At 45.7% G+C, this 16,127-nt stretch carries 13 protein-coding genes; 10 read left to right on the forward strand and 3 right to left on the reverse strand.

From position 1 onward, the window contains the following. Positions 1–135 precede the first annotated feature (135 nt). Complete coding sequence (locus tag AABW11_RS06460) at positions 136–1,599, forward strand: alkaline phosphatase (RefSeq protein ID WP_340103976.1); 1,464 nt, start codon at positions 136–138, stop codon at positions 1,597–1,599. Positions 1,600–1,828: 229 nt separating this feature from the next. Then, complete coding sequence (locus AABW11_RS06465; RefSeq protein WP_340103977.1) at positions 1,829–2,854, forward strand: DUF7309 domain-containing protein; 1,026 nt, start codon at positions 1,829–1,831, stop codon at positions 2,852–2,854. Positions 2,855–2,891: 37 nt separating this feature from the next. Here the strand turns inward: AABW11_RS06465 and AABW11_RS06470 are convergent, their stop codons facing one another. Beyond that, complete coding sequence (locus AABW11_RS06470; RefSeq protein ID WP_340103978.1) at positions 2,892–3,374, reverse strand: thioredoxin family protein; 483 nt, start codon at positions 3,372–3,374, stop codon at positions 2,892–2,894. Between the two features lie 62 nt (positions 3,375–3,436). Further along, on the reverse strand, positions 3,437–4,456 hold the full coding sequence (locus AABW11_RS06475) for a metal-dependent hydrolase (protein ID WP_340103979.1): 1,020 nt from the start codon (positions 4,454–4,456) through the stop codon (positions 3,437–3,439). A gap of 170 nt (positions 4,457–4,626) precedes the next feature. Between AABW11_RS06475 and AABW11_RS06480 the strand changes: the two genes are divergently transcribed. From AABW11_RS06480 to AABW11_RS06500, 5 genes are all read left to right on the forward strand, one after another. Then, positions 4,627–5,934 (forward strand): efflux RND transporter periplasmic adaptor subunit, encoded by a 1,308-nt coding sequence (locus AABW11_RS06480; RefSeq protein ID WP_340103980.1) that lies wholly within the window; start codon positions 4,627–4,629, stop codon positions 5,932–5,934. Positions 5,935–5,943: 9 nt separating this feature from the next. Continuing rightward, complete coding sequence (locus AABW11_RS06485; protein WP_340103981.1) at positions 5,944–9,066, forward strand: efflux RND transporter permease subunit; 3,123 nt, start codon at positions 5,944–5,946, stop codon at positions 9,064–9,066. Between the two features lie 96 nt (positions 9,067–9,162). Further along, positions 9,163–9,801: a YceI family protein gene (locus AABW11_RS06490; protein ID WP_340103982.1), complete on the forward strand. Its 639-nt coding sequence runs from the start codon at positions 9,163–9,165 to the stop codon at positions 9,799–9,801. Positions 9,802–9,974: 173 nt separating this feature from the next. Then, positions 9,975–10,376 (forward strand): helix-turn-helix domain-containing protein, encoded by a 402-nt coding sequence (locus AABW11_RS06495; protein ID WP_340103983.1) that lies wholly within the window; start codon positions 9,975–9,977, stop codon positions 10,374–10,376. A 108-nt stretch (positions 10,377–10,484) separates the two neighbouring features. Continuing rightward, positions 10,485–10,769, forward strand: coding sequence for a hypothetical protein (locus AABW11_RS06500; protein WP_340103984.1), 285 nt, complete (start codon positions 10,485–10,487; stop codon positions 10,767–10,769). Here the strand turns inward: AABW11_RS06500 and AABW11_RS06505 are convergent. Then, the gene (locus AABW11_RS06505; protein WP_340103985.1) at positions 10,756–11,358 is read right to left on the reverse strand and encodes an NUDIX hydrolase; all 603 of its coding nucleotides are present in this window, start codon (positions 11,356–11,358) and stop codon (positions 10,756–10,758) included. The two genes, AABW11_RS06500 and AABW11_RS06505, sit on opposite strands and share 14 nt — an antisense overlap. 61 nt (positions 11,359–11,419) lie before the next feature. Here AABW11_RS06505 and AABW11_RS06510 point away from each other — a divergent pair, with 61 nt between their 5' ends. From AABW11_RS06510 to AABW11_RS06520, 3 genes are read left to right on the forward strand one after another with little or no spacing between them, the layout of a single operon-like run. Then, a complete protein-coding gene (locus AABW11_RS06510; protein WP_340103986.1) occupies positions 11,420–12,010 on the forward strand; it encodes a CDP-alcohol phosphatidyltransferase family protein in 591 nt (196 codons plus the stop codon). 6 nt (positions 12,011–12,016) lie between these two features. Next, on the forward strand, positions 12,017–12,979 hold the full coding sequence (ftsY, locus tag AABW11_RS06515; RefSeq protein WP_340103987.1) for a signal recognition particle-docking protein FtsY: 963 nt from the start codon (positions 12,017–12,019) through the stop codon (positions 12,977–12,979). Positions 12,980–13,035: 56 nt separating this feature from the next. Then, positions 13,036–16,119, forward strand: coding sequence for a CHAT domain-containing protein (locus AABW11_RS06520; protein WP_340103988.1), 3,084 nt, complete (start codon positions 13,036–13,038; stop codon positions 16,117–16,119). Positions 16,120–16,127: the final 8 nt, after the last annotated feature.

Here is a 16,127-nt window from a genome sequence, read left to right on the forward strand (position 1 = left end):
CTGGCGTAACTCATAAATGGAACCTGTTTCTTAACTTATAAATATCAGCGATATTCAGTAATGATTCTATTGAAGCCAGATGTTTCCGCTTAAACGTGATTAGCATCAACAAAACCCAAAGAAATTAATATAACTATGTCAGACAACTCATTTAGCCGTCGCGATTTTCTCAAAACAGGAGCTCTCTCATCTTTAGCGCTTGGAAGCGGCCTGATGGGTCGGTCAACAGCCCCGGCTAAAAAATTTAAAAGCAATCCGGGTGATGCTAAAAATGTCATCTTCCTGGTTTCTGACGGAATGAGTTCAGGCACGATGACGCTGGCTGACCTTGTGAAACAAGATCAGTACGGAGATAAGACACACTGGATAAAGCTGTATGAGTCAGATCGGGAGTACCACCGCGGGTTGATGGATATGGCATCGCTGAACTCCACGGTAACGGACTCAGCTGCCGCCGCTTCTTCCTGGGGCTGTGGTCAGCGGATCAACAACGGAGCTGTGAACTGGGGCCCCAATGATGAGCAGTATAAAACCATCTGTGAAATTTTCAGGGACGCAGACAAAGGAACCGGGCTTGTAACTACGGCACGGCTCACTCATGCCACGCCATCGGGGTTTGGCATCAATATGCCGGCGCGGGGGATGGAGAATGAAATTGCCGTTCAGTATTCTGAACGGGGCTATGATGTGCTCATGGGCGGGGGAAACCGTCATTTTCATCCGCTCCTGAGAGAAGATGGAAGGGATCTCTATTCTGAATTTACGGAAAACGGATACACTATTGCGCGTACCAAGCGGGAACTCAATCGCGCGACTCGGAACAGCAAACTCCTCGGCATTTTTGATGACTCACATCTTCCCTATACGGTGGACCAAAACACACTGAGTGATCTACAGGAGGGAGTACCCACCCTTGCTGAGATGACCTCGTCTGCATTGGACAGACTCAGCCAAAACGAGAACGGATTTGTATTACAAATTGAAGGTGCCCGGGTTGATCATGCTGCTCATGGCAACGATCCGGCAGGCATGATTTACGACCAGATTGCCTTTGATGACGCCATCAAACAGGTGATGGATTTTTCAGATGGCCGCGATGACACACTGGTGATTTTAACGACCGATCACGGGAACGCCAATCCCGGCCTGAGCGGCCTTGGCAGCGGTTATGGTGACTCACCCAATATGATGGCAACGCTTTACGACTACCGCCATAGTTTTGAGTGGATGTACGAAGAATTCACAAAACAGATGCCGGCTGGCTCTGGTAGTTTCCCCCAGGTAAACACAATCAGGAATGTGGTTGAATATGCAACACAAACGCAGATTACTACCGACGAGGCGTTAATGATCAAGAGAGCCTTTCAGGGAACTTTTGAAGCCCCCTTCAGCAACCGTGAAGGCGTGGGGGCGGTGCTTGCCGGCGTCCTGGCCAACTATAACGGCATTTACTTTATCGGCACCAATCACACCGCAGACTATGTTGAACTTGCAGCCTGGGGCCCCGGCAGCGATCGTATTCCCACCTTTGTGCGCAACACCGCTCTGTTCGACCTGATGGTTGAGATGGCTGGTGTGAGGGAGTATGCGCAGGGGTGAGGGGCAAGCTTTATGATTGAAATCTGGCTTACCCAAACGTCATGCCGGACTTAATCCGGCATCTCATATTCTATCTCGGGCAAACATCTTCATCAATCTATCTAAAAACCAGTGAGAAGCCGACCTTTCCAAGAACATTGCGAGGGTAAATCCCACTGCCAGCTGCCGGAAGTTATTCTCAATACTAAAACTAATATTTTCAGCCTAATCAAAATTGAGGTGTTAAAACTTGCCAAAAGAAACAGACTATTTAAAAAAACTCTACCCACTCGCGCTTGAACTTCAAAAGATAGCACCGTGGAATGATATATATGAACGTGAACTATTTGGTATAAAGGTGCCGGGGTCAGAGGAACCCTTGTTTGCAAGCGTGATGGGGTCAACCGGGGAGTTTTTGGCCGTATCTTTTTACGAAGGTGTGGATGCAGCCCACCAATTTTTGCGAATTCAGGAAGATCCTGTCGAGTCGGACCCAATGGATGTGTTATTGATTCCACATCTTATGGTGTCGTTCGAGCAGCCCCAGTATATGGAGCCTGAAGATATAGACAGGCTGAAAGCTTTGGGGTATTCAGTCAGAAAAAATTCCAGGCTCCCGGTGTTTAAAGAGGTGGTCCCGGGGTGTATTCACGTCCTGCCGGAAACAGATAAACTGGCCCAGCTGGAACCCTTGATTGAACAGGTAATAAACGTTGCAAGCCGTGTTGGCAGACAGGAGTTTGCCTGGATTGAGCATGTGCCTGAAGGATTGAATGGCCTCGTTCGTGTTCCAGATGGCCGTGCAAAAAGTGGTTGGCGGGATGATAACAAGAAATTTGAACTCAAACCGGCGCCTGCAATACCTCCCCTCAGTAAAAAGCAGGTGAAGCCATTCAACCAGCTGCCGAGGAACAATATAGTTTTACAGGTGGGAATGGTTTTGGTGCCTTCCCCGATTGGAGATAAACACCCACCATACTTTCCGTTTCTGTTGATGCTGGTTGAAAAAGAGAGCGGGTATGTCTTAACTCCCGAAATGATGACGCCGCACCCCAATGTGAAAGAGATGTTTGCAAAGAGCGGAGAAAGATTGATTGAGTTCCTTACGAGGCAGAAGGTTCATCCAGTTGAGATAGAGTATCGGTCGGCACGCCTTCAGCCGGTACTTGAGGCAGCTTTCAAACATACATCGGTAACATTACGAAAAGTTCAGTGGATGTCCGCGTTTGATGATGCAGCAGAAAGTATGATCAATCACATGATTGGAGGTAGATAAAAAGTTGATGTGAGGGCATTCGATAGAGGCTGCAACCCTATCCTTCAACCACCTGTTCACGTGCATTTCTCATGAACTGCGTCAGATCCTGAACACCCATGTAGCCGCGCCGGCTGTCGATGACCTGGCCGTTGTGATCCATCACAACAGTAAACGGAAAAGCCGTGAGGCCAAGGCTGTTGGCAAATGCCTGCTGTGTGACTTCTTCTCCCATAAATGTAATGGTCTCTTCAGAGTTGCCGTTGATTTTGACGGGATAATAATCTCTGTCGATCACAGCGCGTGTGGATGGAGCGGGGTAAACGTCGCGGTTCATCGCCCGGCAAAATTGACAACCCACCTCATAGATATCAACGATGATTAACCGGCCGTCCTGCTCCGCTTTTGTCATCGCCTCTTCGATCGGTAGCCAGTCCGGGGCGTTCTGAATCTCTTGTGGCGTCACTTCTTTAAGTGCGTTGTAGAGGAACACTCCAAGAAATGCTGCAATAATACCGGTAATTATAAGTGGGCGTTTCATATGGGTTAATCTGTTTACAGTCGAGATTTAACAAGTGATTACTAAACGATAAAAATAAGAAATTATTTGCCCCAAATCCGATTCCAAAAGAGTTCAAAACTTCGGCCTCTGGCATTGAAGGACGGTATAAACTCTTCAAACGTATATGCATTTCCTTTGTCGTTGATAATGAGTTCATTTCTCCAGACAAATTCACCATTATTGGAAAGCCAAAAGTCGTCTCGCCCAAACCGTAAATCATAAAAGTAGATGACATCGTCTTCATTTTTTTCCACGGAATAAAAACCGCGCGAAAACCAGAGCAACGCCGTTGTGGCCCGATCGTTGATGTAAGGCTCAATCAGGCCTGAGTTTTTTGGAATAGATGTAAATGTAAGGTCTGCAGATTCATCAAAAATAGAATAAATGGCCTGGTAGATGGTGTCCTGCTTCATCACATATCCACTCCATAGAAAAGTGGTCGGTCCGTTGGGTGTGGTTTTCAGTTCATCATAATAGCCATATTGATTTTGGAAAGATTCCTGAAATACACCGTGAACGTGCGATTTTATGGCGTGTCCCCAGAGAATGTAAATTGCAGCTATAGACAGGCCAGTCTTGTTGATGGCTGAACCGAGGCTTGGTTTTCTTCGAAGAACCAGCGCGCCAAGCAAGCCGCCAAGCAGTGGCACTGTAACCAGCGGATCAATAATAAACATAGCATCGGTTGTAAATGGCCTGTTGGTGAAAGGAAGAAAAATCTGGGTGCCATATGTAGTTTGCAGATCAATAAAGACGTGGGTTAAAAAAATCCAGAACGTGAACAAGGTCCATGATTTCCAACCTGCCTCCCGATCTTTATATAGTTTTTGAAACACCCAGCCCAAAAGCGGTGACGACAGCAGTATAAAAGTAATGGAGTGCGTAAAGCCCCGATGGATGTAAAGCTGCTGCACGGCATCAACAAACGGGTTTACAATTATATCCAGGTCCGGAAGCGTGCCTAAAACAGCGCCCCATACCGCTGCACGATACCCGATTTTTCGGCCGAGACATGCTTCACCAACAGCAGCTCCAAGGGTGGCCTGCGTAATAGAATCCATAGAATTTATATTTATTTACAAATGCAAAAGAACCGCACCGAACCTAAAATCGTTGGATCCGAAGTTGTCCTCCAAATAGTAACGTTTTTTTAAAAGCTTTTACAGAGGGAAGTCATTCGTGAGAATGAAAACACGTTACATTGCGATTTAATTGATGAAAACATTTACTTATGAGATATATAAAATTATTTATTTTTCTGGCCGCCATTACAGCGGCGGCTGCATGTTCAGGTGATGAAAGCATGCAAAGGCGAGCATCAGATATGACCACCCCATCGGTTGAAGCTGTGCAGGCCAGATTTGGCTCGTTGCCGCTTCAGCAGCGATTGAGTGGCGTGGTTCAGGCTCAAAAACAAGTTGAGATTTATCCCAGAATTTCAGCACCAGTTGAAGAAGTTTATAAGCAGGATGGCGATGAAGTTGTGGAGGGAGAGCCGCTTATTAAGCTTCGCGACAGGGAGTTTATGTCGCGGGTACAGCAGGCGGAGGCCGACCTGAGAATAAACCGAGCGAGAGTCAAGCAGGCGGAAGCTGTGCTTAATGAGGCCAAATCTCAGCTCCGGCGTCAGCAGAGTTTATATGATCGCGATTTAAGCAGCGATATTGAGCTTGAGAGCAGCCAGGCTGAATTGCAGTCGGCTGAGGCAAATCATGAGCTTGCCCTTGCGCAGGTCGACCAATCGAAGTCTACCCTTGAAGAACAACAGGAGCTTTTAGCGCAAACAATTATCCGATCCCCTATAACCGGTACGATTGGGCAGCGAAATGCAGCTGTTGGGATGCAGGTCTCATCAAGTACGCAGCTTTTTACCGTGGGCGATCTGAATGATGCACGAGTGACAATAAATTTGACAGAGCAAATGCTCGGTTTTATCAAAAAAGGTCAGCGTACCATTATTCGCTCGGAGAGTATGACCGACCAGGTGATCGAAGGTGAAATATCCCGAATATCGCCGTTCCTTGGAATGGGTAGTTTTAGTACTGAGGCTGAAATTGATGTGGAAAACACACGCGACCTTCTGTTGCCAGGCATGTTCGTAACTGTAGATATTATGTATGGTGAAAGTGAGCAGGCTACATTGATTCCTATCAGTGCTATTTATCGACACCCCAGGACAGGTGAAACGGGCGTCTACGTGGCTCCTGATTATGGTGCAGAAACAGCACCCGTTGAACAAGTAGACAGTTCAAATCCTCCGCCGCTTAGTCAGCCAACAATGGTCGAATTTGTTGGAATTGACGTTATTGCTCAAGGACGAGAAACAGCTGGGGTTGTAGGCATACAGGCTGGTGACTGGATTGTAACAGTTGGGCAAAATCTGCTCATTAATAACGAGAGCGGGTCAGCGAAGATTAGGGCAACTTCCTGGAACCGTATTATTCGCATGCAACAGATGAATCCGAAAGACCTGCTTCGGGATATCATGAACGAGCGAATGGCCGAGCGATCGGCAGTAATCGAATCAACAGAATCATAGGATACCATTATGGGACTTACTAATACCTCCGTAAAACGTCCCATCGCAACGGCGATGGTGTACCTTATTGTAATTGTGCTGGGTGTCACCGGATTTCGATTTTTACCGGTCGATCTGCTCCCGCCCATTGAATATCCAAGACTTAGCGTGTCGGTCGATTATCCGAATGTAGGGCCGGAAGAGATTGAAACCATCATAACCGATCAGCTTGAGAATGCATTAGCTGGTGTATCTAACCTGGAAGAGATTACCTCTCAGTCGGAAGAGGGCAGGGGCCGTGTAAACCTCAATTTTTCGAGAAATACGAATCTTGATGAGGCGGCTAACGATATTCGTGCTGCGCTCGACCGTGTTCGGCGAAGCCTCCCTGAGGAAGCCGATCCGCCCCGTGTTCGGAAATTTGATCCGAACGATTCCCCCATCGTCATCATCGGGGCTCAATCAACGCGACAGCTTGATGAGCTCACCCGAATTCTGGAAAACGATATCTCAAAACGTCTCGAACAGGTTCCGGGGGTAGGGACTATTGATGTATGGGGCGGGATCGATAGGGAAATCAGGGTTAATTTAAAACGTGATCGCCTGAACGCAAGCGGACTCACGGCGGAGGATGTACGTAACGCTATCGTGGCCGAAAACAGCACGCTGCCCGGTGGTAATGTGAAAGAAGGATTCAGCGACCTGTATGTGCGTACCGTCGGCGAGTTTGATGACATAAACCAGATTTCCCAGACAATTATTACAACCGTTGATGGAAAGCCCATTCGAGTCCGCGATGTGGCAGACGTAGAAGATGGATTCCAGGACGTCGGACGGCTTGTGAGCATCAACGACGAGCCGATGATACGAATGGGAATCCGGAAGCAGTCGGGTTCAAATACTGTTGAAGTTTCACAGGGCATTCAGCGTGAGATCGAACGCATCAATTCCGAACGGGATGATTTGAACTTGATGATTGTGATTGATCAGAGTGATTTCATTCAGAACTCAATCGATAATGTGCAGCAATCGGCTATTTGGGGAGCGGTTCTGGCTATATTTATTCTTTACCTCTTTCTGAGAAATGGGTCTACAACATTTATTATTTCACTTGCCATTCCTGTATCCATCATTGCCACGTTCGGACTGCTCTATTTTTCAGGGCTTACGCTGAACCAGATGAGTTTTGGCGGCCTGGCTCTCGGGGTGGGTTTAATCGTTGACAACGCAATTGTGGTTCTCGAAAATATTGTGCGACTCAGGAATAATGGGAAATCACTGAAGGAGAGCGCGCTTGTGGGAACGAGCGAAGTGTCAGGTGCGATTGTTGCATCTACGCTAACTACATCGGTTATTTTTCTCCCCGTGGTTTTTATGCAGACCATCACGGGTACGCTTTTCCAGGAGCTTGCGCTGGTTGTTGTTTTTGCACTGGTATGTTCACTCTTTGTGGCACTCACGCTTGTGCCGATGCTGGCCAGTAAATTCATGACGATCAAAACAAATGAAGAGATGACCGAGAAGGACAAAGGCCGGTTTCAGCTTTATTTTGAGCGTGTTGAAGACAAGTACAGCAACTTTCTTCGTCGGATGATTAACCGGAAGTTCATTGTGTTTGGGACTACAGTTGTCTTGATGGCAGGTGCAATTTATGGCAGCGGGTTTATATCCACGGAACTTGCGCCTCAGACCGAAGCCGATGAAATTAGTATCGATTTTTACCTGGCAGATGGGATGAACATTGCCATTGCCAACGAATATCTTCAGGAGCTGAAACATAAAGTAACCGCCATTGCGCCGATGGATCAGGTTAAATATATGACTACCGAAGTTAGAAACGGTAACGCAGAGGTAGAGCTCGCAATGGTCGATCAAAGCCAGCGTAATGTGAGTACTTATGAGCTGGCTGATGAACTGAGTGAAAAAATAGAAGGGACTATTCCCGGTGGCGAGTTCAGGGTGCGGGCTCAGACCGGCCTCTGGATTTTGCGCCGAATCTTTGGATCAGGCGGGGATGAAGCCGTACAGCTCGAACTTCGAGGATATGACCTGGATCAGGCCGATATCATAGCAGACGAAATTGTGAGCCGGATGGAGCGAATTCCGATGATTCGTGGTGCACGTTCCGATCGTCAGGAAGGCCGGCCTGAACAGAACGTGGTTTTTGATCGTCAAAAAATAGCGGAGCTGGGTCTCACCGGCCGCGATATTGCCCAGGCAATTCAGGCAAATGTGGGCGGAACCACAGCAGGCGTTTTTCGCGAGGGTGGAAATGAGTTCGATATAAATGTGCGCCTGCAGGAAAGCGACAGGATGAGTACGCTTGATTTGGACAATATTCCGGTTCGCACTGCATCCGGCGAAACTGTTCCGGTATCAACCGTTATTAAACAGGAATCAGCTCGAGGGCCCGTCAGCATCAATAGAATTAATGGTCAGAGGGTGACCTACATTTCGGCCAACCTTGAAGGTAACGCAACACTTGGGGAAGCGGTGGAAGCTGTACGGTCAGAACTTGCGGGTATGTCGCTCCCGGCCGGATTTTCAATCGTGTATGGCGGGGAATATGAAGAGCAGCAAGAAGCACAAACAGATTACCTGATCTCAATAATAATGGCGTTTATTCTGATTTATATGGTGATGGCCGCACAGTTCGAACGCTTTCTCGACCCGCTTATCGTGATGTTTTCGGTGCCTGTTTCTATTGTTGGGGTGATTCCAATTATGCTTCTGACCGACACCACGTTTAATATGCAGAGTATCATGGGAGTGATCATGCTGATCGGTATTGTCGTAAATAATGCCATTGTGCTTGTCGACTACATCAACCTTATGAGGCGCGATAAAAATCTCAGCGTTTTTGAGGCGGTGGTTCAATCAGGCAAGCTCCGGCTTCGTCCTATACTGATGACAACCCTGACAACCGTACTTGGCCTGCTCCCGCTTTCGTTTGGGTGGGGCGCCGGCGGTGAAATTCAGGCAGCTCTTGCGCGTGTTGTAATCGGTGGGTTGACCGCATCAACACTGATTACGCTTGTCCTGATTCCTGTAGTTTATGTGACCGCAGATAATGTGAAAGTATATGTAACGGAGAAAAAAGAAGCATATTTTGGAATCGGAGAAGTTGCTCCAAAACCCGCGACCACAGGTTGAGAGGATCTATCAAAGATACAAAGTAGTAAAAAAGCCGGTGAATGAATTATCACTGGTTTCAATTTATAAAAGCACCTCAATAATGGAGATGCTTTTATGATTTTTACAAAGGGTTTTATACTTATTTTTCTGTTGACATTGCTCGCTCATCAATCTGCTGAAGCCCAGGCTACAGACTCTTCAGAAGCCGCCATTACAAACACAACACTTCTCGAAAACAGCTCGATGACGATCAAGGGCTCATCAACTCTTCATGGCTGGACGGTTGAAGCTACAGATTTCTCGGTTCAATTTAGCATTCCCAATAACTGGTTTCAGTCTGATGATAACTGGAATGGCTCTGATATTGATACATTAGCAGTAACGGTTCCTGTGGAGCATCTTGATGGCGGTAGAAATAAAATGAACAGAGATTTAAGAGAGGCTCTTCGGTTTGAGGCTCATCCTCAAATTAGGTTTACCTGGGATGAAATTGGGTTTACAGGACAGACCGGTATCGGGAAAAGTGCAACGGTAACAGGCAGCGTAACGGTTGCCGGTGTGCAGCGTGAGATAGAGTTTGGCACGGATATCAGGCTGAACGAATGGAATCAAATTGTGGCAAAAGGCAGTGTAACGATGAACATGACGGATTACAATATTGAGCCGCCTACAGCACTCTTTGGAGTGATACGAACAGATGAAAAAATAGAGTTGATGTTTGAATTGTACTTTGAGAAGGAAAATCAGGGCTAAACTTTAATATTGATCAGTTAGGGCGGGCTTCATTTTTTTAATCAACTACTTATAACATACGGCCGATTGCCCCTTCATTCCAAACCTAATTTCCATTGTATAACTAATGAATAACTAATAACTTTGACAGGACTATTTAAGAGTAATTACTATTAGATTAATGAAGTTGACAAATGCCTAAAAAAATTGGTTCACTTACGCTTTATTCAGTCGATGATCTGCATGAGCTGCTGGGTTTAAGCAAAATGACGATTCGTGCATACTTCCGGGAAGGAAAACTGAAGGGAAAAAAACTAGGTGTTCAGTGGTATATCACAGAAGAGGCCATCCGGGAGTATTTTGATGAGCCGGAAGAAAAACCGGCACCCAAGCGCAAGCGTTCGCTGAAGTATGTTGTGCAAGGAGTGAACGATCTTGTGAGCGAAACCGAAGAGTGCAGCACTATTGAGGAAACACTCGACACGCTCAGTAACCAGGCAATCATCAGTCTGTTCCAGGTGAAAATTGTGGATGCTGAGTCCGGTGAAGTATTGGAGCTGATTAAAGCCCGCGATTTCATTGAACGTCATAATTGAAGCCTGAGTATGATTTATTGAGTTATAAAGGTAAAAGTCCCCCTTGTTAGGGGAGAATTTTCTAAATAGAAAAAATATTTTTCGACTTGAATTTACAACCAAAAACAGATGAAAAAGACACTGCTTGAAGTGATTGAGTTTGGAGAAGAGCCGGAAGACACATTTTATTGCCTGGTTGATAAAGAGATTAGCCCGGACGGCCTGGATGTGTCGTCGCTGAAACTGAGCGATCCGCGCAACTTCGACCAGGTACTGCGCGACAGCGGCTGCCTGATGTTGTTCACCGGCGATGAAATGAAAGAGCTTATCAATCGAGGGGATGTTGATCCCGAAAACATGCATGAATCTCTTGTTGATGTCGCCGTGAAAGAAGGCCTTCTCAAGAAAAATTAACTGGGAACGGTTCGTTCTTCTCCCACCATACTTTCGCTTTCACGATAGAGCAAATCGTTTTGGCGTCGGTAATTTCACCGGAGGCTATCATTTCCAGCGCTTCAGAAAAGGGAACCCTGTGATTAATGACAAATTCGTCATCGTCTGCATTTTTAAGTTTTTGTTCAAGGTTCCAGGCTACAAACACAAATATCTCTTCATCGGCGTATCCAATCGCCGGGAAAAATGAGCCGGCGTTTTCAATGGATCCGCATTCAAACCCCGTTTCTTCTACCAGCTCCCGCTTTGCTGTTGTCATAGGAGGCTCTCCCTCATCGAGTTTACCGGCAGGTACTTCAATAAATATACGTCGTGGCGGATACCGGAATTGCTTGAGCAGCATAATAGTGCCGTCATTAAACACGGGTACAATAGCACTTGCCCCGGGATGTTTAATCCAGTCTCGTGTAGATTGTGAGTCATCGGGAAGCTGAACGTCGTCAACGTAGACCTGGAGAAGAGGTCCGTCATAAACGTGTCGGGACGATAACTTCTTTTCGGTTAGCTGGTTAGACTCTTTCTCTGAGGAGTTTAATTGATTATTCTTCATCTGCACATTACTCTGATAAAAAGTGTATTTTTTAAAAAAAACGGAAACAAACTTTCATTACATGAAGGACGTAGTACATGTTGATGGGAAAAAGGTTATGGTTCGTAATGACGTCTTTACTTGGTCGAACCTTATTTCTTTAACCCGGGTACTTGTAACTGTTCCTATAATCTACATCCATTATCAGAATAACAAGGAAGTTTCTCAGCTAGTAACACTTTTAATAGTTTACGGTGCAATTTCTGACTATCTGGATGGCCTGGTGGCCCGGTTGCGGAATGAAATTTCTGAATTGGGCAAAATGCTGGATCCTGTTGCTGATAAGTTCATGGCGTTTTTGCTGTTTTTTTATACGGTATGGCTGGGCTGGATTCCGCTGTGGTTTTTTCTGATTGGGGTGGTTCGGGATCTGCTGATAATGCTTGGATCTTGGTATATTAAGAAGGAACGCGGAAAAGTGGCAATGTCCACCATGTCGGGGAAAATTTCAGTTAACGTTCTGGCACTTTACTGGATGTCGGTCTTTTTCTTCCCCGAGGCAGCGAATGCCCATGTGATCCTGATGGTAAGTTCGCTGATCATTATGGCTATCTCTTTTGTTGATTATTTTTATAGGTACAAGAAAATTTTAGACGGCGCTGAATTTAATTAAAAACCCATGGGAATATTTGAAAAATTAGGACTCAAAAAAGAGGAGAAGCTCGATAAAGGTGTAGAGAAGAGCCGAGATGGACTTTTAGGTAAACTTGGAAAAGCATTTGTCGGGAAAGATAAAGTTGATGCGGCCACGCTGGATGAACTTGAGGATATTTTAATTACCTCTGATGTGGGCGTTAAAACAACGATTGAGATCATCAACCGGATTGAAGATCGTGTTGCCAGGGATAAGTTCATCACCCAGTCTGATCTTCAAAAGATACTACGCGAAGAGATTGCCGCACTGCTGATGGAATCCGGAGATGACCGCCCCGTAGAATTTGATGCCGAGTTCAAACAAAAACCCCACATTGTAATGGTGGTTGGCGTGAACGGGGTTGGAAAAACGACAAGTATTGGTAAACTGGCTTACATGTACAAAAAAGCAGGAAAAGACGTGATGTTGGGCGCAGCCGATACCTTCAGGGCAGCGGCTGTAGAACAGCTTGAAATCTGGAGTGAACGGGCGGGCGTTCCGCTTATTCAGCAAGGCCAGAATGCCGATCCGGCCGCAGTTGCTTATGATACAGTTTCATCAGCGAAGTCCAAGTCGGCAGATATCGCATTTGTAGATACGGCAGGACGATTACACAATAAGAAGTCCCTGATGAACGAACTTGGTAAAATCAAACGGGTAATGGGTAAGGTTGTAGACGATGCCCCTCACGAAATTTTGCTTGTTCTGGATGCTTCTACCGGCCAAAACGCTATGCAGCAGGCTCGGGCATTTACAGATGTGGTTGACGTGACCGGCCTAATCCTCACCAAACTCGATGGTACGGCAAAGGGCGGAATCGTCATTGGTATCTCCAATGAACTGAAGGTGCCGGTGAAATATATAGGTGTTGGAGAGAGTATAGAAGACCTCCAAGTATTTGATAAAAAAGCCTTTGTGGACGCACTTTTCGGAAAATCGCATACTTAGACTTTGTAAAGTCTTTTTGGTTGATTAACATAGGAATTCATCAAAAGGAATGGCCTGTGCTAACAAAAACCTGTCTTTCATATCATCATTTTGTCATTGTTCTGCTATTGGGAGCAGCACTCTGTTTCTGTGTTGTAAATAAGAGCTATTCTCAGGCGATATCCCATAATAAAGGAAGCTTAGAGCAGGCAAAAGACTATTATAATTCCGATCAGTTAGAAAAAGCAGAGACGCTATTCAGATTACTTGAAAAAGAGTTTTGCACAGAAGTTACCAAAGAGACCGCAGGTAACTGCGCCGATGCGAAAAGAGGCTTAATAGGCATTGAGAGGCGCGCCGGATCAAGAGAGAAAGCCATTTCGCTGGCCATGAGCATATTAGATCTTTTGGATCACTATGACATCCAAAATGAAGCCTATGAGAGAATGAGATTATACAGATACCTCACATTGGACAATCTCGGTCTTAGCCGATTAGAAAGGGCCGGGCACTGGGCTTCAACAATACGTGAGGAGGCAAAACATGCGAAAAACTGGCGTGTGCTTTTAACATCTAAACTTACATTAGGTGATTATGAAGATGCAATGGGCAACTATGATGAGGCAATTAACCTTTATAGTGCAGGTGTAGAATTAGCTGAAAATGCAGATTCTATAGAAATAGTTGGGTCGCAGCTCATCGATTTGCATAACAACCTGGGCGTTTCCTATAAGAAAAATGGCGAGCTGGATAAAGCGAAAGCCGAACTTGAAACGTCGCTTGATCTGATCCACAAGCTCTATGGTTATGAAAATTATAAAGAAGGGTCAGCCTATATAAACCTTGGAGGTAATGCTTATGCAAGGGGTGATTTAGGCCTGGCGGCGGAGTATTTTAAGCGCGCAGTAGAAATTTACAGATCCTTAATGGGGGATAACAGTGAATCACTTGGTGCTTCACTTAATAATCTGGCAGCTACCCAGTATATGCTTGGTAATTACGAGTTAGCAGCAGAATATTTTGAAGAAGCGCAGCGGCTGAAGGAGAAATCGCTGGGTATGGATCATCCCGACACAGCCATAGGTTATTCCAATCTTGCAGCAATCCATATAATTAACAAGGAGTATGAGTCTGCCCGTACAAACTATGAAAGGTCTATTGCTGTCAGAGAAAATGTTTATGGACCCAATCACCCCAATTTAATTGAACCAATCTTCAGTTTGGGGAATCTGTACAGCCAGCAGCTGAAACAGAATAAGCAGGCTCTTATGTATTACGAGTTGGCTTTGGCAATAGCTCTCAACCGGCTTGGTCCAACTCATCCGGTCGTCACAGATCTATATTTACAAATGGGATTTATATACCTGGAAGATGGTAATTACTCTAAAGCGGACGGTAATATAGATCGTGCTTTAAAAAACCTGTATGGCCCGTATTCTTTTGATGAGCCTTTAGATCCGGAGCGATCTCTTAACGACCCGGTTGCACTAATCAGAGCACTGGCTTTTAAATCGATCATATTGAGTAACAGGGCGGAAAAGGTATTTATAGAAGATAATAAACAGTCACTTATGGCGCTAAAGTGGGCTGCAGATCTTGTTGACCTGGTGCAGAGATCGTTTAAAAATGAAGCATCCAAGCTGCAGTTAATCGAGGACAACTATTCAATTTATACGGGGGCGGTGGAAATTCTTTCACTATTGTATCGTGAGACGGGTAATGAAAAGTATATGGATCAGATTTTTGAAACGATTGAGGAGAGCCGGTCACGGATTGCACTTGAGCAAATTCAAAAAGTAAACGCCAGTAAATATGCAGGTGTCCCTGCCCGCATTATCCATCAAGAAGAAAACCTTAAGAATAAGATTACGAAAATGCAGCAGGAGCTCCATCGAGAAGAAAACAAGGGCCTCGAAAAAGACACCCTGAGAATCAGCGCTTTGCGAGATTCTATTTTCTACTATAAACGCGACCACGATGATTTTACAGATCATCTGGAGGAGACGTACCCATCGTACTATCAGCTGAAATATGATCAGTCAGTAATAAGCCGTGCTGATGCCCAGTCTTTACTCCAGCAAGATGAAGTGGTGCTGAGCTACATCCTCGGGGAGGTGAGTGCGTATGTGATGGTGGTCACAAAAGAGAACGTGAATTTCGTTAGACTCGGATCATCAACGGTCATTACAGATCTTGTCATTAAACTGAAAGAATATGTGCTATCAGAAAAGTCTGAAGCTTACAGGCAAGCTGCTTATGAGCTGTATACATTACTTATTCAGCCTGCCGGACAGTATATCACCGGGGATAAAATTATCGTGATGGCCGATCAGGCGCTTCACTATCTTCCGTTTGAACTGCTGTTGACAGAGGTGCCGGATCACGTGAAGTTCAGCAGGTATCCGTATCTCGTTCACGATTATGTGTTCAGCTATGCTCCATCTCTTACCCTGCTGGACAAAATGCTCTCCGGCAAAGAAGACAACCCAAGGAATCTGCTTGCACTGGCACCGTTCAGCAGCGAAATCAGTCGGGAAGATAAAGTATTGATGGACCACCAGTATTCGGCCAGTGCAAACCCTTTGTACCTAACAACGTACGAAACGACATCTATTTCCTCGCAATTTCGCAGCCAGACATCACTGGGTGACTACCTTAACCCCCGAAAAGCAGAACTTCTGATGGGTGAAAATGCTACGTTCAGCGGTTTTTTTGAAAAGGATCTCAGGGAATATGACTTTATTCATTTTGCCACACATGCTTTCATAAACGAAGAACAACCGGAGTTTTCTGCAATTCTGCTTTACCCCGAAGAAGGCAACTCAGGAGCAGCATATGTGGGAGACATCTACAATCTGGAGCTCGATGCTAACCTTGTGGTTCTTGGTGCTTGCCAGACGGGATTAGGCTCAATTTACAAAGGAGAAGGGCTTATTGGGTTTACAAGGGCTTTTATTTATGCAGGCGCATCAAACCTTGCCGTTTCGATGTGGAGGGTCAGCGACCAGCCAACGGCCTATTTGATGATCGATTTTTACGATTTGATACGGCAGGGTTATGACTATAATGAGGCTCTGCGCCAAGCTAAACTTAACCTAATTTCAAAGCCTCAATTCGCTAACCCTGTCAACTGGGCAGCGTTTACGCTAACCGGGCGGTAATTTCCAAG

The organism is Rhodohalobacter sp. 8-1, from assembly GCF_038150125.1.
Lineage (GTDB): Bacteria > Bacteroidota > Rhodothermia > Balneolales > Balneolaceae > SW132.

What these genes read in the sequence shown, in the direction of transcription:
- AABW11_RS06460 (WP_340103976.1), top strand. Translation starts at nt 136, where the DNA reads ATGTCAGACAACTCATTTAGCCGTCGCGATTTTCTCAAAACAGGAGCT.
- AABW11_RS06470 (WP_340103978.1), bottom strand. Translation starts at nt 3,374, where the DNA reads ATGAAACGCCCACTTATAATTACCGGTATTATTGCAGCATTTCTTGGA.
- AABW11_RS06475 (WP_340103979.1), bottom strand. Translation starts at nt 4,456, where the DNA reads ATGGATTCTATTACGCAGGCCACCCTTGGAGCTGCTGTTGGTGAAGCA.
- AABW11_RS06480 (WP_340103980.1), top strand. Translation starts at nt 4,627, where the DNA reads ATGAGATATATAAAATTATTTATTTTTCTGGCCGCCATTACAGCGGCG.
- AABW11_RS06485 (WP_340103981.1), top strand. Translation starts at nt 5,944, where the DNA reads ATGGGACTTACTAATACCTCCGTAAAACGTCCCATCGCAACGGCGATG.
- AABW11_RS06490 (WP_340103982.1), top strand. Translation starts at nt 9,163, where the DNA reads ATGATTTTTACAAAGGGTTTTATACTTATTTTTCTGTTGACATTGCTC.
- AABW11_RS06495 (WP_340103983.1), top strand. Translation starts at nt 9,975, where the DNA reads ATGCCTAAAAAAATTGGTTCACTTACGCTTTATTCAGTCGATGATCTG.
- AABW11_RS06500 (WP_340103984.1), top strand. Translation starts at nt 10,485, where the DNA reads ATGAAAAAGACACTGCTTGAAGTGATTGAGTTTGGAGAAGAGCCGGAA.
- AABW11_RS06505 (WP_340103985.1), bottom strand. Translation starts at nt 11,358, where the DNA reads ATGAAGAATAATCAATTAAACTCCTCAGAGAAAGAGTCTAACCAGCTA.
- AABW11_RS06510 (WP_340103986.1), top strand. Translation starts at nt 11,420, where the DNA reads ATGAAGGACGTAGTACATGTTGATGGGAAAAAGGTTATGGTTCGTAAT.
- ftsY (WP_340103987.1), top strand. Translation starts at nt 12,017, where the DNA reads ATGGGAATATTTGAAAAATTAGGACTCAAAAAAGAGGAGAAGCTCGAT.